We start from the raw sequence: 22,514 nt of genomic DNA on the forward strand, positions 1-22,514 counted from the left end.
CTTCACGATGACCAACACCTCCTCCCTCTTTTCCATCGGACTGACCGGCGGCATCGGCAGCGGCAAGACCACCGTGGCCAACCTGTTCGGTGAACTGGGCGCCGCCCTCATCGATACCGACGCCATTGCACATCAGTTGAGCGCGCCCGGCGGCGCGGCGATTGCAGCGATTCGTACTGCATTTGGCGACAATTTCATCACGGTCGAAGGCGCCATGGACCGCGCCAAAATGCGCTCGCATGTCTTCGCCGATGTCGGCGCCAGAAAACAGCTGGAATCCATCCTGCATCCGCTGATCCGCAGCGAAACCGCGCGCGCCGCCGCCGACGCTCGCGGCGACTATCTGATCTTCATCGTGCCGCTGCTGGTGGAATCTCAACAATGGCGCAACCGCACTTCGCGCATCCTCGTCGTCGACTGCAGCGAAGAGGTACAGATCAGTCGCGTCATGCAACGCAACGCCATGTCCCGCGCGCAAGTCGAAGCCATCATGGCGGCACAGGCGACGCGCGCAGAACGGCTCGCCGCAGCCGACGACATCATCGAAAACAATCTCGACACGGCTGCATTGCTGCCGCAAATTGCCGCGCTGCATGCACGCTATCTATCGATCGCAAAAACAAATAGCGGTGATCATTTGTAATTTTCCGCTGCATGGGTCAGAATCACGTAAATTAAACGCGCCTTATCAATATCTGCAATATCTTCAATATCGCTTCGATATTTCAAGACATATTCATAAAGCGCGTTGTCGAATCCGGTTCAACTTTAAAGGGACGCAGCTTTGATCGTTTACGAATACCCTTTCAACGAGCGTATTCGCACGCTGTTGCGGTTGGAGGATCTGCACGAGAAATTCGTGTTCTTCCTGCATCAGGAAAGTCCGCTGCAACATCATGTCGCCCTCTCTACTATTTTCGAGATGCTCGAAGTAGCAGGACGCGCCGACCTCAAATCCGATCTGCTGCAAGAACTGGAACGCCAGAAGCAAATCTTGCTGGCCTATCAGTCCAATCCCAACGTCGAACCCGACATGCTCAATGCGATCCTCGGCGAAGTTGATCGCGCCTGCGTCGCGCTGGCGGCCTCGCAGGGCCGGACCGGGCAGAACATCCGCGAAAACGAGTGGCTGATGAGCATCCGCGGCCGCACCATCATTCCCGGAGGCGCCTGCGAATTCGACTTGCCGTCTTATTACGCCTGGCAGCAACGCACGCCGGAGCAGCGTTTCAACGATATTTCGAACTGGTTTGCGCCGCTGGCGCCGCTGTTCGACGCCGTCACTATCGTCATGCGCCTGTTGCGCGAGTCGGGCCACGCGGTCAAGATCAACGCCGATGGCGGCAGCTACCAGCAAATGCTGCAAGGGAAGATTTACCAGATGCTGCGCCTGGTGCTGGATGAAGAGCTGGGCGCAATTCCGGAAATTTCAGCGAACAAGTACATGCTTTGGGTCCGCTTCACCTCGCAAGATGGCGATATGAAGCCCAAGGCATTTGAAGGCGAAGTGCCGTTCGAACTGGCGCTTTGCGGTTTTTAAGGTTTTTGAGGTAGATGTAATGGCAACAATCGTCGACTGCCCAACATGCGGCACCAAGGTGGAATGGACTGAAAAGAACAAATTCCGTCCGTTCTGCTCGGAACGCTGCAAACAAATCGATCTGGGCGCATGGGCCGAAGAGAAATATGCGATCCCTGCCGTCAACCTGCCGCAGGAGCAGGAAGACGATAATTCGTCGATGCAATAAACCTGTCGCCGAATCTGTCGCCTGACCTTCAGGCCGGCAGGCGTAGTTTATCGATCCATTCAATCAGCGGTATCGTCGCCGGCAGCAACGGCTCCACATCGACGCTGCCCTGCCAGGCGAATGCCTGCCCTTCCAGACTTTGCGGCTCGCCGCGCCATTCCCGGCTGATGTAAAAATGCAAACGCACGTGTGCGTGCGGATAGACGTGCTGCACGCCGCACCAAGGCTCGGCTGACAGCACCTCAATACCAAGCTCTTCCAAAAATTCGCGCTTGAGCGCATCCAGAATCGACTCGCCGCCCTCAACCTTGCCGCCTGGAAATTCCCAATAGCCTGCATACGGCTTGCCTTCCGGACGCTGACCCAGCAAGACATCGCCGTTCGGCTTCATCAGGATGCCGACGGCGACGTCGATGGGAGCTGCGACCGGCTCCGCCGTTGTTTCGGATGCAACAGTCATCAGGCTTTCAGCTTTCCGGCGTAGTCTTTGGAAAACTGCCAGGCCACGCGGCCCGAGCGCGAGCTACGCTGCAGCGCCCAACGCAGAGCGTCGCCACGGGCTTCCTCGATCTGCGCAGCATCGCAGCCGAAGTGACGCAGCCAGTGCGCCACGATGTCCAGGTAGTCATCCTGCTTGAACGGGTAAAACGTCACCCACAAGCCGAAACGCTCGGACAGGGAGATCTTCTCTTCCACGGTCTCCCCGGGATGCAGATCGCCGTCGTCAGTGTGCGTGTATGTAGAGTTGTCCGACATGCGCTCCGGCATCAGATGGCGGCGGTTGGACGTCGCATAGATCAGCACGTTATCGGACTGCGCCGCAATACTGCCGTCCAGCGCAACTTTCAGCGCCTTGTAACCACTCTCGCCTTCCTCAAACGACAAGTCATCGCAGAAGATGATGAAACGCTCAGGACGCGCCGATACCAGATCGACGATATCCGGCAAATCATGCAGATCGTCCTTGTCCACCTCGATCAGACGCAAGCCGCGGTCGGCATACTGGTTCAAGCAAGCTTTGATCAGCGACGACTTGCCGGTCCCGCGCGCGCCGGTCAACAGCACGTTGTTGGCAGGACGGCCATCGACGAACTGTTTGGTGTTCTGATCGATCTGCTCCTTCTGTGGCCCGATGTTATGCAGATCGGCCAGTGAAATGGCCGAGATATGCCCCACCGACTGCAGATAACCGGCACCGTTGCCGTTCCTGCGGCGCCAGCGAAACGCCACGCCCTTGTCCCACTCCACGGAGGCTGCCGATTGCGGCAGGATGGATTCGATGCGCTCCAGCAAAGCCTCGGCGCGCTGCAAAAACTGATCTAATTGAGTCATGACAAATTGGCAAAGTGGATAACTGCGTCACATTGTGACGGAAACCCAGCCGCCATCGCGTGAATAAAATTCGTGAGAAAACAAAGCCGTTCAAGTAAAAACATCACTGGCTCTGAATTCGCTCAGGGCCGTAGCGAGCGGGTCAAGGTCGGGATAAGAAGCGCAGCCGTACTTGAGTACGGCGAGCATCGCAGTCCCGAGATTGGCCCGCGCAGTAGGCCATGAGCGAATTCAGGAGCGGTAGTCGGCATTGATGGTTACGTATTCGTGGGAGAGATCGCAGGTCCAGACCGATGCCTTGGCCGTGCCGCGCGCCAGCTTCACGCGCACCACGATCTCGCTCTTCTTCATGACACGCTGACCGTCTTCTTCCTTGTAATCCGGATTGCGACCGCCGTTCTTGGCGACCCAGACGTCGTCCAGATACAGATTCAGCTTCGACACGTCCAGATCATCCACGCCGGCGTAACCGATCGCGGCCAGGATGCGGCCCAGATTCGGGTCGGAGGCGAAGAACGCGGTCTTGACCAGCGGCGAGTGGCCGATGGAGTAGGCAATCTTGCGGCACTCTTCCACGTTCTTACCGTCTTCCACGGTGATTTCGATGAACTTGGTGGCGCCTTCGCCGTCACGGATGATCTGGTGCGCGAGGTTTTGCGACAGCGCGTTGACGGCCGTGGCCAACTCCTTGTATTCGGCGCTGTCGGCGCTGGTGATTTCCAGCTCACCGGCGCCGGTGGCGATCAGCATGAAAGAGTCGTTGGTCGAGGTGTCGCCGTCGATGGTGATGCAGTTGAAGGACTGGTCGGCGGCGTCCTTGACCATCTGGTTGAGCAGCGCTTGCGGCACTTTCGCGTCGAACGCCAGGTAACCCAGCATGGTCGCCATGTTCGGCTTGATCATGCCGGCGCCCTTGCTGATGCCGGTCATGACGACTTGCTTGCCGCCGATTGTCAATGTGCGCGACGCCGCTTTGGGCTGGGTGTCGGTGGTCATGATGGATTCGGCCGCGTTGAACCAGTTGTCGGCTTTCAGATTGCCGATAGCGGCTGGCAGACCGGCCTTGATGCGGTCGACCGGCAGCGGCTCCAGAATCACGCCGGTGGAAAACGGCAGGATCTGCTCAGGCTTGACGCCGAGCAAGCTGGCCAGCTCGCTGCAAGTCGCATTGGCGCGCGCCAGGCCTTCGTCACCGGTGCCGGCGTTGGCGTTGCCGGTATTGATCACCAAAGCACGGATCGGTGCAGCATCGCTGACCTGCGCCAGATGCGTCTTGCAAATTTGTACAGGCGCGGCGCAAAAACGGTTGAGTGTAAACACGCCGGCCACAGTGGCCGTCGGCGCCAGTTTCATGACCAGCAAGTCCTTGCGGTTGGCTTTGCGCACGCCGGCTTCGGCGTAGCCCAGCTCGATGCCGGCAACAGGTTTCAGATCAGCGGAAACGGGAAGAGGAGAATTGACGGCCATGGTTGTCTAGTCTGCGTTGAAGGTAAGAGGAAATCGTGACGACGCGGAGCAATTGGAACAAGTGCAATGCGCAAAGCCGACGATGACTGAGAGCGATATTGTAAACGGAGTGCGTGACAGGAATGTTTTTTACGGCATCAGATTTTTGGCAACGACAAACCATGGCCGCCGTGCCAGCGGCATCAGCCGGGCATTGGCGTCGATAGGGATCAACGACTCCGATACCGAATTGAAAACATTGCCGCCGATCACGCCGGCCCAGCCCTGTTCCGGGTGGATTTCATAGACCAGATCGCAATGTCCCGGCAAACCCGGACGGATGTCGTCCAGCGTCGCCGCCTGATTGCTGTCGCGCGGCGCGCAGATCAGATCGCCCGGCGCAATCGGCTCGCTGGCTGCGGGATGCAAAACGAACAAGGGTGCAGGCAGGCTCTGGCGCGCCTTAAGGAAACTCAGGTAGTTGAAATGCACGTCGCTGAACAGAAAATCATCCGGCGGCACGCCCGCCGTCCGCATCAGATAGGAAATGAACGCCGCCGACCAGGCCTGCTGCGTATCGGCGCCGGTGTAGTTTTTACCGACCGCCTGCCAGTACAAGCCGATGCGCTGCACGGCTTCGCCCTCGTCTTCCAGCAAACCCAGGCGCGGCGCATTCAGCACGTCGCTGCGCATGTCGATCTGTTGGCGGTCGAAGAAATCCCATTCGGTTTTGGCGGCGGCGAGTAAGGCGGCGCGGTGCGGCAACTCTTGCTGCGCGACCGATGCCGTCGCAGAGCTCGTTGTGGAATTTATTGTGGAATTTGTTGCGGAAGGCGCCATCGGCGCGCTGCCGCAAGCAGTCAGCGCCAGCAAGGCGGTCGCAGCGAATATTCGGCTTAGCGCGCGTCGGGTGAATGGGAGTGAAAACATCATGGCGCTCTTCCTGTTTTTTGTTGCTGACGGTGACGGGGAGAAAATAAAGCAGAAAGTAAAAAGCCGCTCCCATCTGATTGAGAGCGGCTTTCGTCAAGCGGTGTGCTTAAGCGGATAAACGATGCTTAAACCAGCTTGCCGTGGCACTGCTTGTATTTCTTGCCGCTGCCGCATGGGCATGGATCGTTGCGGCCGACCTTCGGCAGACCGTTGACCAGCGGCTGCTCGCTGCTGCCATCGTTGCTGTCGGGATTGGCGGTCGGCGCCAGCAATTCTTCCGGCGCAGCATCGGCGTCGAAATCGGCGTGCTGGTAGTGCACGTTTTCGACATGCGACTGTGCGAGGTTTTCTTCCGCTGCTTCGATTTCTTCGCGGCTTTGGATACGCACGGTCATGACGATCTTGATCACTTCGTTCTTGATCAGATCGAGCATCTGGGCAAACAGCTCGAAGGCTTCGCGCTTGTATTCCTGCTTCGGATTCTTCTGTGCATAGCCGCGCAGGTGGATACCCTGGCGCAGATGATCCAGAGCAGCCAGATGTTCACGCCAGTGACTGTCGATGCTTTGCAGCATGACGCTGCGCTCGAAACCGCTGAACGCTTCCGTGCCGACCACGTCCACCTTGGCGGCGTAACTCGTTGCAGCGGCAGACAATACGCGCTCCAGCAGCTCTTCCTCGGTCAGGTTCGGCTCTGCTTCGAGGATGGCTGTCAGCGGTACGTCCAGTTGCCATTCGCTGCTCAGTGCGGCTTGCAGCGCCGGGATATCCCATTGCTCTTCGACCGATTCTTCCGGCACGTGAGTGCGGAAGGCTTCGGTGAAAACACCTTCGCGCAGCGAAGTAATCATTTCCGCCATTTCCGCGGATTCCAGCAACTCATTACGTTGCTGGTAAATGACCTTGCGCTGATCGTTGGCGACGTCGTCGTATTCCAGCAGTTGCTTACGGATGTCGAAGTTGCGCGCTTCCACCTTGCGTTGCGCAGATTCGATCGAGCGGGTAACGATACCGGCTTCGATCGGTTCGCCTTCCGGCATCTTCAGACGGTCCATGATCGCGCGTACGCGATCGCCGGCGAAGATACGCAGCAGCGCGTCGTCCAGCGACAAATAGAAACGCGACGAACCCGGATCGCCCTGGCGAGCCGAACGGCCGCGCAACTGATTATCGACGCGGCGCGATTCGTGACGCTCGGTACCGATGATGTGCAGACCGCCGGCGCCGACCACGTGGTCGTGCAGCGATTGCCATTCGTCGCGCAGCTTTTGCGCTTGCGCTTCTTTGTCGGCATCCGATAAAGAAGCATCGGCTTCGATGATCTGAATTTGCTTTTCGACATTGCCGCCCAGCACGATGTCTGTACCACGACCGGCCATGTTGGTGGCGATAGTGATCATCTTCGGCCGGCCGGCCTGCGCAATGATTTCCGCTTCGCGCGCGTGTTGCTTCGCGTTGAGGACGTTGTGCGGCAGCTTGGCCTGATTCAGGATGCTCGACAGCAGTTCGGAGTTTTCGATCGAAGTGGTGCCGACCAGCACCGGCTGACCGCGGTCGTAGCAATCCTGGATATCCTTGACCATCGCCATGTACTTCTCTTGCGATGTCTTGTAGACCTGATCCTGGCGATCTTTACGCGCATTGGGACGATTCGGCGGAATCACCACGGTTTCCAGGCTGTAGATTTCCTGGAATTCGTAAGCCTCGGTGTCAGCCGTACCGGTCATGCCGGACAGTTTGCCGTACATACGGAAATAGTTCTGGAACGTGATCGAGGCCAGCGTCTGGTTCTCGTTCTGGATCTTGACCTTTTCCTTGGCTTCAACGGCCTGGTGCAAACCGTCAGACCAGCGGCGGCCCGTCATCAGACGGCCGGTGAATTCATCGACGATCACGACTTCGCCGTTTTGCACCACGTATTGCTGATCCTTGTGATACAGCGTGTGAGCGCGCAAAGCGGCATACAGGTGATGCACCAGCGAGATGTTGGAAGCGTCGTACAGCGACGCACCTTCGGGCAGCAAGCCCATGCTGGTCAGGATTTGTTCGGCGTGCTCATGGCCGGCCTCGGTCAGCAGAACCTGATGGCCCTTTTCATCCTTGGTGTAATCGCCGGGGACTTCGACCTTGCCTTTGCCGTCCGGCGTTTCTTCGCCGATTTGCAGCGTCAGCAGCGGCGGCACTTCATTGATCTTGTGATACAGATCGGTGTGGTTTTCAGCCTGGCCGGAAATGATCAGCGGAGTACGCGCTTCATCGATCAGGATCGAGTCGACTTCATCGACGATCGCAAAATTGAGGCCGCGCTGCACGCGATCGACGGCGTCGAACACCATGTTATCGCGCAGATAGTCGAAACCGAATTCGTTGTTGGTGCCGTAGGTGATGTCGGAAGCGTAGGCGCCTTGCTTGAGGTCGTGCTCCATCTGCGACAGGTTGATGCCGGTCGTCAGACCCAGCCAGCCGTACAGCTTGCCCATCCATTCGGCATCGCGCTGCGCCAGGTAATCATTGACCGTCACCACATGCACGCCCTTGCCCGACAAAGCGTTCAGGTAGGCCGGCAGGGTTGCCATCAGGGTCTTGCCTTCACCGGTGCGCATTTCGGCGATCTTGCCGAAGTGCAGCACCATGCCGCCGATCAGCTGGACATCGAAATGGCGCATCTTGAGCACGCGCTTGCTGGCCTCGCGGCAGACCGCGAAAGCTTCCGGCAGGATGTCGTCAAGCTTGGCGCCATCGGCCACGCGTTGCTTGAATTCCGGCGTCTTGGCTTGCAGCTCTGCATCCGACAGTTTCTCGATGTCCGCCTCGAGCGCATTGATTTGACGGACAATTTTTTGATATTGTTTGAGCAACCGCTGATTGCGGCTACCGAAAATCTGGGTCAGTAATGACATGCTTGGATTCTAAAAAAGCGCCGAAAAATGACTCTGCGCGGCAGTTTTGCCCGCACGGAACCGGAATGAGGCCAATAAACCTTGGATTTTAGCATGCAAGCGCCCTGCTTCAGTGTTCCTGCGGGGGCGCCGGCAGGAGGACGCGTGCTCGCCGTCATCATCGACCGACAAAAACTTCCTCAAGGCAATAATCGAAACATCGATGCCGGATTAAGTTCGGCATCTCAGTTCAAATACTGTCAATAGATTGGGCTGAGCCTTAAAGATTCAATATCGCCGACGGATTCCCGCCGGCAAGAAAGACACTGCGCCTGCTATCAGTGTCCGGCGACGAAGACCGGTGCCGCTTTGGGGCCGCCGCCCGGACTGCCCAGCGCGAGGAATTTGCGCGGATCCTGCGCCACGCCGCGGATGCGCACCTCGAAATGCAGGTGCGGACCGGTCGAGCGCCCAGTGGTGCCGATGTCGGCCACGTGCTGGCCGCGCTTGACGATGTCGCCGACTTTCACATACAGCTGTGACGCATGCGCATAGCGCGTGATGAGGTCATTGCCGTGATCGATTTCCAGCATGTTGCCGAACTGATAATGATATTCGGCGGCGATCACCACGCCGGCTGCGGCTGCCACGATGGGCGTGCCGGTCGAGGCCGGAAAATCCAAGCCTTCATGAAAGGCATTGTGTCCCGTGAAAGGGTCGAGACGCCAGCCGAAGCTCGAGGAGTTGTAGGCGACATTGACGGGCGGATTGGTCGGCAGCAGGCGCGACTTGATCTTGTCGGCCATGAGCGTCGATTCCACCGCGTTCATGTAGTCGGAGCGATGTCCGACATCGACCGCCAGCGCATCGAGCATCTTTTGCAGCTCGCTCATGCCCAGCTCTTGCCCCGCGCCGCCAATGGACGAGACTTCCATGCCGCCGCGACCCGGTTTTTCCTTGAAGTTGAATTCTTCCGGACGCACGCCGGCAAGACCTTGCACACGCTCGCCGAGGGCGTCAAGACGCATAAGCTGCGCCTGCATTTCGCCCAGCTTCACCGCCATGACGGCGAGATTTTCCTTGAGGTATTTGTCCTTGCGGTCATCTTCCTGCTGCGTCATCGACACCAGCAGTTTGTGCAGCATTGGCGAGCTTTCGCCATCGGCCGCGTTGCGCAGAACGAGATAGGACAACCCCGCCGCTGCGATCGCGATACTGACCACCAGAAAAAGCAGTACCGCCACAACATGTTTGGAAGTCAGCGTGACTGACCGTGCGCGCGTAAAGCGCGGGTGCAGCAGGATAATTTGCATCTTTACTCCTTTGACTCTCCTCGGCTAAGGAGGAGATGTGATAAGGTTTAAAGATGAAGTATCCCTCCACATTTATCCCCTATCGCCGTGGTCCTTCGGCCGCGCAGCTAAAGCGCAAGCCCCGGGACGCGACAGATTTTCTGCAGTCGGATAATGCAATGGCAAGTTTGCTGCCTGCTATTACCCGTATGTCGGCGCTGCAAAAAAGCTGCGCCGCGATTCTGCCGGCTATTTTCAAATCGTGCGACGTCATGAACTTCGAAGGCGGTCAGCTGGTGCTGAGCATGCCCAATGCGGCGCTTGCCGCGAAACTCAAGCAACAATTGCCGAAGTTGCAAGAACGTCTGCTAAAAGATGGATGGCAGGTTAATGCAATCCGGATCAAAGTACAAGTTGGCAAAAGCTATGTCGTTCCGCCGGTCGAACGCCGGGTACTCACTTTGCCCAACCTTGCAGTGGCGTCGTTTGCAGAACTGAACGACGCGCTGGAAGATTCAAAACAGAATCAGGCGCTCAAGACTGCACTGGCGAACATGGTACGCCGCAATACCGGCGTCAAATAGAAAGAGTACAAAAAGAAACCCGGCCTTGTTCTTGCTCTGGCGAAAGAGGAATTCGCCGGAGTCGCCTGTCGCAGCGAATGCTGCTGATGCGAATGTATCGGGTAAATATCAGGTGAATCGGAGACTTGAAACTCCGCTTTCAAGACCCGCTTGCTGCAATGCTTGAATACAGCGCTTAATTCAGCGCCCACTCCTGCTTGGCCTGCATCACGTAGGTCTGCGGCGCCGACTCCAGCGTGTCAAAAGTAACAATATCGTAAGCGTCCGGCTGATCCAGCAAGGCGCGCAGCAGCTGATTGTTCATGCCGTGGCCCGACTTATGGGCGTTGTAGCTGGCCAGCAAGGGATGGCCGATCAGGTAGAGGTCACCGATCGCATCGAGAATCTTGTGCCGCACGAACTCGTTGTCGTAGCGCAGACCGTCTGCATTGAGGATGCGGTATTCGTCCATCACGATCGCATTCTCGAACGAGCCGCCGCGCGCCAGGCCCATACCGCGCAAGGTTTCCACATCCTGCATGAAGCCGAATGTGCGCGCACGCGCGATTTCCTTGACGTAGGACTCGATGGCGAAATCGACTTCGGCCGTCTGGCCGGTGCCATCGACGGCCGGATGATTGAATTCGATGAAGAACTTCAGCTTGAAACCGTTGTAAGGCTCCAGGCGCGCCCATTTTTCCTTGTCGCCCTGACCTTCACGCACTTCCACCGGCTTTTTGACGCGGATGAATTTCTTCGGCGAGTTCTGCTCTTGCAAACCCGCTTGCTGCAACAGGAACACGAACGACGAGGCCGAACCGTCCATGATGGGAATTTCTTCGGCGGTCAGGTCGATGTACAGATTGTCGATACCGAGACCGGCGCAAGCCGACAGCAGATGTTCAACGGTAGAAACGCGCACACCGTCCTTCGACAGCACCGACGCCATGCGTGTGTCGCCTACGCCAGTGGCCGACGCAGGAAATTCCACGACAGGATCGAGATCGACGCGACGGAAGATGATGCCCGTATCGACGGCGGCCGGACGCAGGGTCAGCTCCACCTTGGTGCCGGAATGCAAACCGACGCCGACGGTCTGGACGAGATTTTTAATGGTGCGCTGTTTTAACATCCCGCCATTATAGCCAAGATGCCATCAGGCCTGCTGCCGGCGTGCAGACTGTTGCAAAAAGTTCCTGCACTGCAAAAGAAGGTAAAAGGCGCGGAAACAGCCCTTTCGGACCGCCTTCCGCGCCCCTTTCAGCACTTTCCAGGATGGCTCAGTCGAAGACCAGGCCGTCCGGACAGCTACAGATCAAGCCAGCTTAGCCGAGTTGGCCCAGCAGGGTTTCAGCGTTGGATACTTCGAACTTGCCCGGTGCTTCCAGGTTCAGTTGCTTGACCACGCCGTCTTCAAGCAGCATCGAATAGCGCTGCGAACGCACGCCCATGCCCTTTTCGGTCAGGTCGAATTCCAGGCCCACGGCCTTGGTGAAGGTCGCGCTGCCGTCAGCCAGCATGCGCACCACGCCGGTTGCCTTTTGATCGCGGCCCCATGCGCCCATCACGAACGCGTCGTTGACCGAGATGCACCAGATTTCATCAACGCCCTTGGCCTTGAATTCAGCTGCGTGCTGGATGTAGCCCGGCACGTGCTTGGCGGAACAGGTCGGGGTGAATGCGCCTGGCAGTGCAAACAAGGCAATCTTCTTGCCTTTGACCAGATCGGATACCTTGAATGTGTTCGGGCCGAGCGAGCAACCTTCGGTTTCGGTCTCGATGAATTCAGCCAGTGCGCCTTCCGGCAGGCGATCGCCAACTTTAATGGTCATGATGATTTCCTTCTTGTGAGTAATTCAATAATTCGGGAATGCGTTGTCTGGCCTGGCTGCTGGGTCCATGCAGGCAGACAAAAAAACGCCGCGCACAAAGGCGCGGCGCGCAGGCGATAGTATGCCTGTTTTTTCGTTTGCTCATGACTGAGGTCGCTGCCTGCCGAAACGGACGGCAACCTCGGCCTGATTTTACTTAATTACTTAGTCAGCTTGCTTGCGCAGGAAAGCCGGAATGTCATACGTTTCCATGCCATTCTTTTCCAGCGCGCGCACGGTGTCGGAAGCCGACTCGCGACGCCATACCGCCGGCGCCTTCATGCCACCGAAAGCTGCACCGGTTTGCGCGCCGCCGTTGGTGCCGTTGTTCATCGTGCCGGTGCCGGCCATCATCGGTTCATTGTGCGTACCGGTGCGCAGCATCGGTGTTTGCACAAGCTGCACCGACTTGCGGCTACGGCCCAGACCGGTTGCCACGACAGTCACGCGGATGTCGTCGCCCATGCCGTCGTCGTACGCGATACCTTGCGCGATCGATGCATCGGGAGCGGCAAAAGCACGTACAGTCGCCATGACTTCCTTGATTTCCTTACCCTTCAGGTTACGGCTGGCGGTCACATTGACCAGCACGCCGCGCGCGCCGGACAAGTCGATACCGTCGAGCAGCGGCGATGCCACTGCCTGCTCTGCCGCCACGCGGGCGCGGTCCACGCCGGAAGCGGTTGCCGTACCCATCATGGCCTTGCCTTGCTCGCCCATGATGGTCTTGACGTCGTTGAAGTCGACGTTGATATGGCCCGGCACGTTGATGATTTCAGCGATACCGGCGACGGCGTTGTTCAGCACGTCGTCAGCATGGCCCAGCCATTCAATCATGCTGTCGTCTTCGTAGATCTCTTCCAGTTTTTCGTTCAGGATGATGATCAGGGAGTCGACGTGCTGCGCCAGTTCTTCCAGACCCTGGTCGGCGATGTCCATGCACTTCTGGCCTTCGTACGAGAACGGCTTGGAGACCACGGCAACAGTCAGTGCGCCCAGCGACTTGGCAACTTCAGCCACCACCGGTGCAGCACCGGTGCCGGTGCCGCCGCCCATGCCTGCAGCGATGAACACCATGTGCGCGCCGCGCAGTGCATCTTCGATACGCGAACGGGTTTCTTCGGCCAGACGGCGGCCGACTTGCGGCTGCATGCCGGCGCCCAGACCGGTTTCACCGATCTGGATGACGTTGTCGGCCTTCGACATCTTCAATGCTTGCGCATCTGTGTTTGCCGCAATGAACTCAACGCCGGACACGCCCTTGTTGATCATGTGCTGCACCGCGTTGCCGCCTGCACCGCCCACGCCCACGACCTTGATGATCGTGCCGAGAGTGGCGTTGTCGAGCATATCTATTTCCATGATGACTCCTTAAATATATGTATGTGCAGCTTGCAGTTGATAGGCATCACGCGGTGTGACGACTAGCAACTGAGAACTGCGTGTTGCTGATCCGAAGAACTGAATAACTAAAATAAATAACGCGACTGCTTAAAAATTGCCTAAAAACCATTCCTTCATGCGCTGCCAGATTGCCTTTACCGAACCCTCCTGCCGGGTGACGATGTACCCGCGCAGATATTGCTTTTTCGCTTCCAACAACAACCCCAAAACCGTCGAATAGCGTGGACTGCGCACCACATCAGCCAATTGGCCGCTATATTCCGGCGTCCCCAGTCGGGCAGGCTTGAGGAAGATGTCCTCTGCCAGCTCAATCATCCCTGGCATCATTGCGGAGCCGCCGGTGAGGACGATGCCCGACGACAGCACCTCTTCGTAACCCGACTCGCGGACCACCTGATGCACTAATGCAAACAACTCTTCCACGCGCGGCTCGATCACAGCCGCCAGCGCCTGGCGCGACAGGGTGCGCGGATTGCGGTCACCCAGTCCCGGCACTTCCAGCGTCTCGGTCGGATCCGCCAGGATTTGCTTCGCCACGCCGTAACGCAGCTTGATTTCTTCCGCTTCCAGAGTCGGCGTACGCAAGGCCATCGCGATATCGTTGGTGATCTGGTCGCCGGCGATCGGGATCACTGCGGTATGCCGAATCGCGCCTTCGGTAAATACCGCCACGTCGGTCGTGCCGCCGCCGATATCGACCAGCACCACGCCCAGTTCACGCTCGTCCGGGGTCAGCACGGAATCGGCCGAAGCCATCGGCTGCAGAATCAGATCCGACACTTCCAGGCCGCAGCGGCGCACGCACTTCACGATGTTCTGCACCGCCGATACGGCACCGGTCACGATGTGTACTTTTACCTCGAGTCGGATGCCGCTCATGCCGATTGGTTCACGCACATCTTCCTGGTTATCGACGATAAATTCCTGCGGTACGGTATGCAGCAACTGCTGGTCGGTCGGGATGTTGACGGCCTTGGCGGTTTCGATAACGCGCGACACGTCCGCAGCGCTGACTTCCTTGTCCTTGATCGCCACCATGCCGCTCGAATTGAAGCTGCGGATATGGCTGCCCGCGATGCCTGTGTAGACATTGCGAATCTTGCAATCGGCCATCAGTTCGGCCTCTTCCAGTGCCCGCTGGATCGATTCGACCGTGGCTTCGATGTTGACCACCACGCCCTTCTTCAATCCCTTGGATTCGGACTGGCCCAGGCCGATCACTTCGTGGCGTCCGTCCTGCAATACTTCCGCCACCACGGCCACCACCTTGGAGGTGCCGATGTCGAGACCGACGATCAGGTTTTTTGCGTCTTTTGTCATATCGTTCCGCTTATTTTTTCTTTCCGTTCAATGCAGCCAATACCAATCCATCCGCCTTCAACGCCAGGCCGTTCGGATAGCGCATGTCGACATTTTCAATTTTCTTCCCCTGCAGGCGGTCCATCAGCTGCGGATAGACGGATACCAGCCTGGCAATTCTTTCCTTCAGCGTGGCGTCGCCTTCGGCACGTCCCAGCTCGACCGTAATGCCATTGTCCAGCTTGACGGTCCAGGCATACCGGTTCGATAAGGCCACGGCTTCCGGCGCCACCTTGATCGGCGCCAGCCAGTCGCGGAACTGATCGAAACGCGCCACCACTTCCTTCTCGCTACCGTCCGGTCCGTCGAACTCCAGCAAGTCGCCATCGTCTTCCGCTTCCGCCAGATTGGCGGTAAACACATCGCCCTTGACCGACAGCAGACGCCCGTCATCACCCCAGGTGCCGAGCGCGCGATGTTCTTCGATCGTCACGATCAGCTTGTTCGGCCATTCGCGACGCACCATGGCTTTACGCACCCATGGCACCGATTCGAACGCACCGCGCACCGCGTCCAGATCGGCCGTAAAAAAATTGCCCTTGATGCGCGGCACGGCGCTGGCGCGTATCGTCAGCGGATTCACCCGGCGTAACTGTTCCTGCGCGACGCCTTCCACACGAATCGTCTTGAGCGTGAACATCGGCCGCTGCGCCAGCCACCACAGGCCGGACGCCAGCAATGCCAGCAGCACCAGCGCCAGCAGGGCGTTGGTGATTGCGTTGAGCATTTTGACGTCTTGCCACATGGTCGCGTCTTATCCCTTGTCCGAAACGTTGGCATCCGTTGATGCGTGCGGCTTCCACGCTTCGGACGGCTTCAGATCCAGCGCTGCGGATTGCAAAATCTCGCAGCACAAATCTTCGTAACTCATGCCAGCCTGCTTGGCCGACATCGGCACCAGCGAGTGGCCGGTCATGCCCGGCGAGGTATTGATCTCCAGCAGGAACGGCTCGTTGTCCGACGCCCGCAACATGAAATCCACGCGCGACCAGCCGCGGCAACCGAGTGCGTTGTACGCCTTCACGGCGAGATCCTGTACGCGCTGCGTCAGCGCTTCGTCGATCGGCGCCGGACACAGGTACTTGGTGTCGTCGGTGAAATACTTGTGCTGATAGTCGTAGTTGCCCTCCGGCGCCCGGATCTCGATCACCGGATAAGCCTTTGCGTCGCGTCCCTTGCCCAGCACCGGCACAGTCAGTTCGCGGCCGGTGACGAATTCCTCCGCCAGTACGGCGGTGTCATATTTGGCGCACAGGTTGAACGCTTCCTGCATGTCGGAATAACCCGCCACCTTGGCGATGCCGATGGTCGAGCCTTCATGCGGCGCTTTCAGCATCAGCGGCAGACCCAGAACATCCGGCACCTGGCGCAGTTCTTCCCGCGGCGTTGCCGCGCTGTCGAGCACGATGAAGCGCGGCGTCGGCAAGTTGTGGCCGATCCAGATGCGCTTGGTCATGACCTTGTCCATCGCAATCGAGGACGCCATCACGCCGGGACCGGTGTAAGGGATGCCGAGTTGCTCCAGCGCGCCTTGCAGCGTGCCGTCTTCGCCGTAACGGCCGTGCAGCGCGATGAAGACGCGATCGAATTTTTCTGCCGCCAGTTCGGCCAGGCTGCGTTGCGCCGGATCGAAAGGATGTGCGTCGACACCTTTGCTGCGCAGCGCCTTGAGCACGCCCTCACCCGACATCAGCGATACTTCGCGCTCAGCGGAACGGCCGCCGAACAGCACGCCGACCTTGCCGAATTGTCTGGACATGGTGGAATCGGTCATCACGCCCCCTGTCCTTGCGTATCGACAGATTGCGCCGTGAGTTTTGCCGGCACGCCGCTGATCGAGCCGGCGCCCATGGTCATGACGACGTCGCCGTCGCGCACTACGTTCAGAATCGTGGTCGGCATGTCGGCGATGTCTTCGACGAACACCGGTTCGACCTTGCCCGCTACACGCAGCGCATGCGCCAGCGCGCGGCCATCGGCGGCCACAATCGGTTGCTCGCCGGCGGAATACACCTCGGCCAGCACCAGCACGTCAGGCGTCGACAGCACCTTGACGAAGTCTTCGAACAGATCGCGCGTACGGGTATAACGATGCGGCTGGAACGCCAACACCAGACGGCGTCCCGGATAGGCGCCGCGTGCAGCGGAAATCGTGGCGGCGGTCTCGACCGGATGGTGGCCATAGTCATCCACCAGCGTGAACGAGCCGGCCGGCTTGCCTGCCGCGTCGAACAGCGGCACTTCGCCGTAACGCGTGAAGCGGCGGCCGACGCCATTGAATTCGGTCAGCGCTTTTTGCGTATCCGCATCGGCCACGTCCAGCTCGCGCGCAATCGCCACGGCGGCGCAAGCGTTCTGTACGTTGTGCATGCCTGGCTGATTCAGACTGACCTGCATCGGCGCATAGCCGTCCTGAATCACGGTGAATTCCATCTTGCCGTCGACTGCCTTGGCTTCGATGGCGCGAATGTCTGCGTCTTCATGGAAGCCGTAAGTCAGGATAGGTTTGGAAATCATCGGCATGATTTCGCGCACGTGCGGATCGTCCAGGCACAGCACCGCGACGCCGTAGAACGGCAGACGCTGGGTGAACTCCACGAAGGCCTGCTTGAGCTTGGCGAAATCGTGGTTGTAGGTTTCCATGTGGTCGGCATCGATGTTCGTGATGACTTCGATCACCGGCGTCAGGTTCAGGAAAGACGCATCCGACTCGTCGGCCTCGGCCACGATGAAGTCACCCGAACCGAGTTTGGCATTAGCGCCCGCGCTGGTCAGGCGACCGCCGATCACGAAGGTCGGATCCAGTCCGCCTTGCGCCAGCACGCTCGCAACCAGGCTGGTGGTGGTGGTCTTGCCGTGTGTGCCGGCAATCGCGATGCCCTGCTTCAGGCGCATCAGTTCGCCCAGCATCACTGCGCGCGGCACGATAGGAATGTGTTTCTTGCGCGCCGCCAGCACTTCCGGATTGTCGCCCTTGACCGCGGTCGAGGTGACGATGGCGTCGGCGTTGTCGATGTTCTCGGCAGCGTGACCGTAGAGGATGCGCGCACCCAGCTGTGCCAGGCGCTGTGTCGCGGCGTTGCTGCCCAGATCCGAGCCGGACACGCCGTAACCCAGATTGAGCATGACCTCGGCAATGCCGCTCATTCCAGAGCCGCCGATGCCGACGAAGTGAATATTTTTAACCCGATGTTTCATTGCTTTACCAATCTTTCCAGCACCTGCGCAATCGCCTCATTGGCGTTGCGCCTGCCTTGTTCATACGCCGCCTGCGCCATCTTCAGGCAGGCAGGCCGATCCAACGTTTGCAGCAATGCCGCCAGGCTGTCCGGTGTCAGCTCGGTCTGCGGCAAATGTACTGCGGCCTTGCTTTGCGCCATCCATTTGGCGTTATCGCGCTGATGCGATGTCGTCGACGCCACCAGCGGCACCAGCACGCTGGCGACACCGGCCGCGGTCAGCTCAGACACGGTGATCGCACCGGCGCGGCAAATCACCAGATCCGCGTCCGCATAACGGCGCGGCATGTCGTCGATGAAATCCACCACTTCCGCCCCAACGCCCGACTGCGCATACGCTGCACGCAAGGCGTCGATATGCTGCTTGCCCGACTGATGCGTCACCAGCGGACGCTGGTCCGGCGGCAATTTCGCCAGCGCTGCCGGCACGCATTCGTTCAATACTTTGGCGCCCAGACTGCCGCCAACCACCAGAACCCGCAACGGACCGCTATGACCGGCATAACGCGGCGCCGGTTCGCCCAGGGCGATGATTTCCTTGCGCACCGGATTGCCGGTGACTTCCGCCTTGCCGGCCGCCTTGCCGAAATCTGCAGGGAAACCGAACAGCACCTTATCGGCCAACGGCGCCAACGTCTTGTTCGACAACAGCAGCGCCGCATCCGCATTCACCAGCGCCAGCGGCACGCCGCGCAAACGCGCCATCGCACCGCCCGGCACCGTCACATAGCCGCCCATGCCCAGTACCACATCTGGCTTACGCTTGCCGATGATGCGGAAGCATGAACCGAAGCTGGCGATCATGCGCCACACGCCTTTGACGGTATGCGCCAAGCCTTTGCCGCGCAGACCGGCGAAGACGATGGAATCCATCTCGACGCCATGCTTTGGCACTAAGTCGCGCTCCATGCCGTGCGTTGTCCCGAGCCATGAAACCTGCCAGCCGCGCGCACGCATGGTGTCGGCAATCGCCAGCCCCGGGAAAATATGCCCGCCGGTGCCTGCCGCCATGATCAGAAGGCGCTTGCTCATAGGCGGCCTCCACGCATCAGCACGCGATTCTCGTAATCGATACGCAGCAAAATCGCCAGTCCGACGCAGTTGATCAGCAGACCGGAACCGCCATAGCTCATCAGCGGCAAGGTCAAGCCCTTGGTCGGCAACAGGCCGAGATTCACGCCCATGTTGATGAAGGTCTGCACTCCGATCCAGATGCCGATCCCTTTGGCAGTCAGACCGGCGAAGGTCAGATCCAGCGCGATTGCCTGACGGCCGATTTCAAACGCATGTTTGATCAGCCAATAGAACAACAGCACCACGACCAGCACGCCGACAAAACCCAGCTCTTCGCCAATCACCGCCAGTAAAAAGTCGGTATGCGCTTCCGGCAGGTAGTGCAGCTTTTCAACGCTGCCGCCCAGTCCGACGCCAAACAATTCGCCGCGACCGAATGCAATCAGCGAGTGCGACAACTGATAAGCCTTGCCCAGTGCGTTCTCTTCCACCCATGGATTCATGTAAGCAAAAATCCGCTCGCGCCGCCATGGCGACAAGATAATCACCAGCGAAAAGATTCCGACCAGCGTCGCACCGATGCCGCCGAACCAGACGCCGTTGATGCCGCCCAAAAACAGAATGCCCATCGCGATGCAGACGATTACGCCGAAGGCACCGAGGTCAGGCTCCAGCAGCAACAGCAAACCGACCACGCCCACCGCCAGCGTCATCGGCAGGAATCCCTTGGTCAGCTTGTGCATCACCGCCTGCTTGCGCACCGTGTAATCGGCGGCGTACAAGACGATGAAGAGCTTCATGAGCTCCGACGGCTGCAAATTGAACACCTTGAACGACAGCCAGCGCTTGGCGCCGTTGACGCCCTTTCCGATACCGGGAATCAACACCAGCGCCAGCAAGATCAGGGTGCCGACAAACAGGTAAGGCGCAATCTTCTGCCAGGTTTCGATCTTGATGCGAAACACCATCAGGCCAGCCAACAACGACACGCCGATGAACATCGCCTGACGCACCAGGAAATACGAAGTCTTGTAATTCGCATATTTCGGCGAATCGGGCAGCGCAATCGACGCCGAATACACCATGACCATGCCGAACAGCATGAGCAGCATGACCACCCACACCAGCGGCTGGTCGTACTCCATCATGCGCGAACGCTGCTCGATACCGCTGATGCCCTTCAGGCTGCCGCTGTTGCTGCTCGCGCGCGCACTGCCGCGCACGCCAGGCTCATCTTTGGCGCCGAACCAGCCGGTGATCGAAGGCAGGGTCAGTTTCATCACATCACCTCACCACGCGACAGGGCGACTTCACGCACTGCGTCGACAAATACTTCCGCGCGGTGTTCGTAGTTGCGGAACATGTCGAAGCTGGCGCAGGCCGGCGACAGCAACACGGCATCGCCGCCTTGCGCCATCCCGGCAGCTTTTTCCACCGCCTCTTCCAAGGTCGTGCAATCAATCAGTTCAACGCCGCTATCGGCAACCGCGCTGCGGATGGCGCCGGCGTCGCGGCCAATCAGGAACACGGCGCGGCCATACTTCGACAAGGGTTCCGCCAGCGGCGCGAAATCCTGGCCTTTGCCTTCGCCACCGGCGATCAGCAACAAGCGGTTCGGTTTGCCGCCATGGCCCAGGCCGTTCAACGCAGCAACCGTCGCACCAACATTGGTGCCCTTGCTGTCGTCGTAATATTCCACCTCGCGGATCGTCATCACCAGCTCAACGCGATGCGGCTCGCCCGTGTAGTCGCGCAAGCCGTGCAACAAGTTCGCCAGCGGCAGATCGGCCGCACGGCACAATGCCAGCGCCGCCAGACCGTTGGAGGCGTTGTGCAAACCGCGGATCTTCAGCGCATCGACCGGCATCAGACGCTTGAGCAGGAAAGGCTGTTCGACGACTTCTTTCGGATCTTTCTTGCGGCGGCGGCCTTCGGGTTTTTCTTCATCTTCGATTGCAACGGCCGCGGCCAGCCACAGCATGCCGTTTTCATCGACCAGACCGAAACTGCCGGCCTTCTTCGGCTCATCCAGACCAAAACTCGATACGCTCGCGCCGGGTGTAGCCATTGCCATCACGGCGGCATCGTCGCGATTGAGCACGCGCACGGTCTTCTCGCCGAAAATCCGCGCCTTGTCGGCGGCATAGGCATCCATATTGCCGTGCCAGTCCAGATGGTCTTGCGTAATGTTCAGCACAGTCGCGGCATCGGCCTGCAAACTGTAAGTCGTGTGCAACTGGAAGCTCGACAACTCAAGCACCCATGCTTGCGGCAGGATGCCTTCGTACACCCGCTCCGGTTCCGGCGGCGGCAGTTCCAGCTGCAGCGGCGCGCTGTCGTCTTCGTCGAGGAGCGAAGTCTGCTCTGCAACGGCAAGGCCTTCCGTTTCAGCGGTTTCAGCGGTTTCAGCGGTTTCAGCGGTTTCAGCGGTTTCAGCGGTTTCAGCGGTATGCGAAGCGACGTCGCCGGTATTTGTTTCTTCGGCCATCGTATCGGCTGCATGTTCTTGCGAAACCGATGCGCCGGCGGACTCTTCCGGCGCGGCAACAGCGACCGTCAGACTGTCGTTCAGGCCGATGTGTGCAGCTTGCGCGGGCTGCTCGTGCTCCGAGTCATTCGATGCTTCGGCGAATGATTCTGGCGATACTTCTTCAGCCGCCGCAGACTCGGCCTGCTCAGTCAGCTCCAGCTGGCGCGACGCTTCTTCTGCTGCAGCCTGTGCAGCGGCAGCCTCCTTCGCAGCTGCGGCATCGATTTCAGCCTGCGCTTCGGCTTGCGCTTGCGCCTGTTGTTCTGCGATGACCGCAGCAGCTTCCGCCTCGGCCTGCGCAGCGGCTGCTTCTTCGGCTCTTTGCGCGGCGACCACGACCGCGTGGGCGGCATCTTCGATCAATGCTTCGCGCAAAACATCCAATGCGGCCGGACTGATGTTGCCCGCGATCTTGGTCGTCAAGCCGGCGCGGCGGCACAGCATGCCGGTCAGGCTGGTGACGGTGGTCTTGCCGTTGGTGCCGGTGATGGCCAATACCTTGGGCGCGTAGGCGCGCTCTTCACGCAGCGCCGCCAGGGCCTGCGCGAACAATTCCATCTCACCCCACAGCGGGATATTCTTCTCTGCCGCCGCAGCGGACAACACTGCCAGATCGCGCTCGGGAGCAAGACCCGGGCTGACGGCGACGAAGTCGATGCCATCCAGCAGCTCAGCGGAAAAAGCCTTGCCGCCGACGAATTCGCTCTCTGCCGATGCGGCCTTCAATACGGCCAGGCGCTCGGCCACGGCCTGCTCTTCGCGGGTATCGGCCACACGCACGCGCGCGCCGCAGTAGACCAGCCACTGCGCCATCGCCAGACCGGATTCACCCAGTCCAAGTACCAGAGCGTGTTTATCGACGTAATTCATTCTTTATTACCTGAGTCTTTCCAATGAGATCTGA

General features: G+C 59.2%; 21 protein-coding genes. 5 read left to right on the top strand and 16 right to left on the bottom strand.

Features of this window, described 5'->3' with window-relative positions; genetic code table 11:
• Positions 1 to 7: 7 nt before the first annotated feature.
• The 3 genes from coaE to yacG all read left to right on the top strand — a co-directional run bounded on the left by coaE (position 8) and on the right by yacG (position 1,748).
• Entirely contained in the window at positions 8 to 643 is a 636-nt protein-coding gene (gene coaE / locus AC1RN6_RS15825) for a dephospho-CoA kinase (RefSeq protein WP_493006388.1), read from the top strand.
• Between the two features lie 141 nt (positions 644 to 784).
• A complete protein-coding gene (gene zapD / locus AC1RN6_RS15830; protein ID WP_050479033.1) occupies positions 785 to 1,540 on the top strand; it encodes a cell division protein ZapD in 756 nt (251 codons plus the stop codon).
• Positions 1,541 to 1,559: 19 nt separating this feature from the next.
• Positions 1,560 to 1,748 (top strand): DNA gyrase inhibitor YacG, encoded by a 189-nt coding sequence (gene yacG, locus AC1RN6_RS15835; RefSeq protein ID WP_493006390.1) that lies wholly within the window; start codon positions 1,560 to 1,562, stop codon positions 1,746 to 1,748.
• 28 nt (positions 1,749 to 1,776) lie between these two features.
• Here the strand turns inward: yacG and AC1RN6_RS15840 are convergent, their stop codons facing one another.
• From AC1RN6_RS15840 to AC1RN6_RS15855, 4 genes are all read right to left on the bottom strand, one after another.
• Positions 1,777 to 2,208, bottom strand: a complete 432-nt coding sequence (locus tag AC1RN6_RS15840; protein WP_493006391.1) for an NUDIX domain-containing protein — start codon at positions 2,206 to 2,208, stop codon at positions 1,777 to 1,779.
• A complete protein-coding gene (locus AC1RN6_RS15845; RefSeq protein ID WP_493006392.1) occupies positions 2,208 to 3,080 on the bottom strand; it encodes an ATP-binding protein in 873 nt (290 codons plus the stop codon). The genes AC1RN6_RS15840 and AC1RN6_RS15845 overlap by 1 nt, the downstream gene beginning before the upstream one ends.
• A gap of 231 nt (positions 3,081 to 3,311) precedes the next feature.
• Positions 3,312 to 4,547, bottom strand: coding sequence for a bifunctional glutamate N-acetyltransferase/amino-acid acetyltransferase ArgJ (argJ, locus tag AC1RN6_RS15850; protein ID WP_493006393.1), 1,236 nt, complete (start codon positions 4,545 to 4,547; stop codon positions 3,312 to 3,314).
• A gap of 129 nt (positions 4,548 to 4,676) precedes the next feature.
• A complete protein-coding gene (locus AC1RN6_RS15855) occupies positions 4,677 to 5,291 on the bottom strand; it encodes a DUF2272 domain-containing protein (protein WP_493006394.1) in 615 nt (204 codons plus the stop codon).
• Positions 5,292 to 5,328: 37 nt separating this feature from the next.
• Here AC1RN6_RS15855 and AC1RN6_RS15860 point away from each other — a divergent pair, with 37 nt between their 5' ends.
• Positions 5,329 to 5,577, top strand: a complete 249-nt coding sequence (locus AC1RN6_RS15860; protein WP_493006395.1) for a hypothetical protein — start codon at positions 5,329 to 5,331, stop codon at positions 5,575 to 5,577.
• 7 nt (positions 5,578 to 5,584) lie between these two features.
• Here AC1RN6_RS15860 and secA read toward each other — a convergent pair whose 3' ends face one another.
• Positions 5,585 to 8,359: a preprotein translocase subunit SecA gene (gene secA, locus AC1RN6_RS15865; protein ID WP_493006396.1), complete on the bottom strand. Its 2,775-nt coding sequence runs from the start codon at positions 8,357 to 8,359 to the stop codon at positions 5,585 to 5,587.
• A gap of 317 nt (positions 8,360 to 8,676) precedes the next feature.
• A complete protein-coding gene (locus AC1RN6_RS15870; protein WP_493006397.1) occupies positions 8,677 to 9,651 on the bottom strand; it encodes a M23 family metallopeptidase in 975 nt (324 codons plus the stop codon).
• A 53-nt stretch (positions 9,652 to 9,704) separates the two neighbouring features.
• On the opposite strand from AC1RN6_RS15870, the gene AC1RN6_RS15875 reads away from it, so the two are divergent.
• Complete coding sequence (locus AC1RN6_RS15875; protein ID WP_493006398.1) at positions 9,705 to 10,214, top strand: DciA family protein; 510 nt, start codon at positions 9,705 to 9,707, stop codon at positions 10,212 to 10,214.
• Between the two features lie 175 nt (positions 10,215 to 10,389).
• On the opposite strand, the gene lpxC is transcribed toward AC1RN6_RS15875, so the two are convergent.
• From lpxC to murD, 10 genes are all read right to left on the bottom strand, one after another.
• Positions 10,390 to 11,325, bottom strand: a complete 936-nt coding sequence (gene lpxC, locus AC1RN6_RS15880) for a UDP-3-O-acyl-N-acetylglucosamine deacetylase (protein WP_493006399.1) — start codon at positions 11,323 to 11,325, stop codon at positions 10,390 to 10,392.
• A gap of 193 nt (positions 11,326 to 11,518) precedes the next feature.
• A complete protein-coding gene (locus AC1RN6_RS15885) occupies positions 11,519 to 12,025 on the bottom strand; it encodes a peroxiredoxin (RefSeq protein WP_408168260.1) in 507 nt (168 codons plus the stop codon).
• 204 nt (positions 12,026 to 12,229) lie between these two features.
• A complete protein-coding gene (gene ftsZ, locus AC1RN6_RS15890) occupies positions 12,230 to 13,426 on the bottom strand; it encodes a cell division protein FtsZ (RefSeq protein WP_050479043.1) in 1,197 nt (398 codons plus the stop codon).
• A gap of 129 nt (positions 13,427 to 13,555) precedes the next feature.
• Positions 13,556 to 14,788: a cell division protein FtsA gene (gene ftsA, locus AC1RN6_RS15895; RefSeq protein WP_007878109.1), complete on the bottom strand. Its 1,233-nt coding sequence runs from the start codon at positions 14,786 to 14,788 to the stop codon at positions 13,556 to 13,558.
• A gap of 10 nt (positions 14,789 to 14,798) precedes the next feature.
• Positions 14,799 to 15,572 carry a cell division protein FtsQ/DivIB gene (locus AC1RN6_RS15900; protein WP_493006400.1) on the bottom strand — a complete coding sequence of 258 codons (774 nt, stop codon included), beginning with the start codon at positions 15,570 to 15,572 and terminating at the stop codon, positions 14,799 to 14,801.
• A gap of 9 nt (positions 15,573 to 15,581) precedes the next feature.
• Positions 15,582 to 16,601 carry a D-alanine--D-alanine ligase gene (locus tag AC1RN6_RS15905; RefSeq protein ID WP_493006401.1) on the bottom strand — a complete coding sequence of 340 codons (1,020 nt, stop codon included), beginning with the start codon at positions 16,599 to 16,601 and terminating at the stop codon, positions 15,582 to 15,584.
• A complete protein-coding gene (gene murC / locus AC1RN6_RS15910; RefSeq protein ID WP_493006402.1) occupies positions 16,601 to 18,025 on the bottom strand; it encodes a UDP-N-acetylmuramate--L-alanine ligase in 1,425 nt (474 codons plus the stop codon). The genes AC1RN6_RS15905 and murC overlap by 1 nt, the downstream gene beginning before the upstream one ends.
• Entirely contained in the window at positions 18,022 to 19,098 is a 1,077-nt protein-coding gene (gene murG / locus AC1RN6_RS15915; RefSeq protein WP_493006403.1) for an undecaprenyldiphospho-muramoylpentapeptide beta-N-acetylglucosaminyltransferase, read from the bottom strand. Before murG ends, murC begins: the two co-directional genes overlap by 4 nt.
• Positions 19,095 to 20,360 (bottom strand): putative lipid II flippase FtsW, encoded by a 1,266-nt coding sequence (gene ftsW / locus AC1RN6_RS15920; RefSeq protein ID WP_493006404.1) that lies wholly within the window; start codon positions 20,358 to 20,360, stop codon positions 19,095 to 19,097. Before ftsW ends, murG begins: the two co-directional genes overlap by 4 nt.
• Complete coding sequence (gene murD, locus AC1RN6_RS15925; RefSeq protein WP_493006405.1) at positions 20,360 to 22,480, bottom strand: UDP-N-acetylmuramoyl-L-alanine--D-glutamate ligase; 2,121 nt, start codon at positions 22,478 to 22,480, stop codon at positions 20,360 to 20,362. The genes ftsW and murD overlap by 1 nt, the downstream gene beginning before the upstream one ends.
• Positions 22,481 to 22,514: the final 34 nt, after the last annotated feature.

Source organism: Herbaspirillum sp. GW822-FHT03A08 (genome assembly GCF_058801885.1).

Bases quoted from the DNA above. Each gene is read 5' to 3' on its own strand.
- coaE (WP_493006388.1), top strand. From the start codon at position 8: ATGACCAACACCTCCTCCCTCTTTTCCATCGGACTGACCGGCGGCATC.
- yacG (WP_493006390.1), top strand. From the start codon at position 1,560: ATGGCAACAATCGTCGACTGCCCAACATGCGGCACCAAGGTGGAATGG.
- AC1RN6_RS15840 (WP_493006391.1), bottom strand. From the start codon at position 2,208: ATGACTGTTGCATCCGAAACAACGGCGGAGCCGGTCGCAGCTCCCATC.
- AC1RN6_RS15845 (WP_493006392.1), bottom strand. From the start codon at position 3,080: ATGACTCAATTAGATCAGTTTTTGCAGCGCGCCGAGGCTTTGCTGGAG.
- argJ (WP_493006393.1), bottom strand. From the start codon at position 4,547: ATGGCCGTCAATTCTCCTCTTCCCGTTTCCGCTGATCTGAAACCTGTT.
- secA (WP_493006396.1), bottom strand. From the start codon at position 8,359: ATGTCATTACTGACCCAGATTTTCGGTAGCCGCAATCAGCGGTTGCTC.
- AC1RN6_RS15870 (WP_493006397.1), bottom strand. From the start codon at position 9,651: ATGCAAATTATCCTGCTGCACCCGCGCTTTACGCGCGCACGGTCAGTC.
- AC1RN6_RS15875 (WP_493006398.1), top strand. From the start codon at position 9,705: ATGAAGTATCCCTCCACATTTATCCCCTATCGCCGTGGTCCTTCGGCC.
- lpxC (WP_493006399.1), bottom strand. From the start codon at position 11,325: ATGTTAAAACAGCGCACCATTAAAAATCTCGTCCAGACCGTCGGCGTC.
- AC1RN6_RS15885 (WP_408168260.1), bottom strand. From the start codon at position 12,025: ATGACCATTAAAGTTGGCGATCGCCTGCCGGAAGGCGCACTGGCTGAA.
- ftsZ (WP_050479043.1), bottom strand. From the start codon at position 13,426: ATGGAAATAGATATGCTCGACAACGCCACTCTCGGCACGATCATCAAG.
- ftsA (WP_007878109.1), bottom strand. From the start codon at position 14,788: ATGACAAAAGACGCAAAAAACCTGATCGTCGGTCTCGACATCGGCACC.
- AC1RN6_RS15900 (WP_493006400.1), bottom strand. From the start codon at position 15,572: ATGTGGCAAGACGTCAAAATGCTCAACGCAATCACCAACGCCCTGCTG.
- AC1RN6_RS15905 (WP_493006401.1), bottom strand. From the start codon at position 16,601: ATGACCGATTCCACCATGTCCAGACAATTCGGCAAGGTCGGCGTGCTG.
- murC (WP_493006402.1), bottom strand. From the start codon at position 18,025: ATGAAACATCGGGTTAAAAATATTCACTTCGTCGGCATCGGCGGCTCT.
- murG (WP_493006403.1), bottom strand. From the start codon at position 19,098: ATGAGCAAGCGCCTTCTGATCATGGCGGCAGGCACCGGCGGGCATATT.
- ftsW (WP_493006404.1), bottom strand. From the start codon at position 20,360: ATGAAACTGACCCTGCCTTCGATCACCGGCTGGTTCGGCGCCAAAGAT.
- murD (WP_493006405.1), bottom strand. From the start codon at position 22,480: ATGAATTACGTCGATAAACACGCTCTGGTACTTGGACTGGGTGAATCC.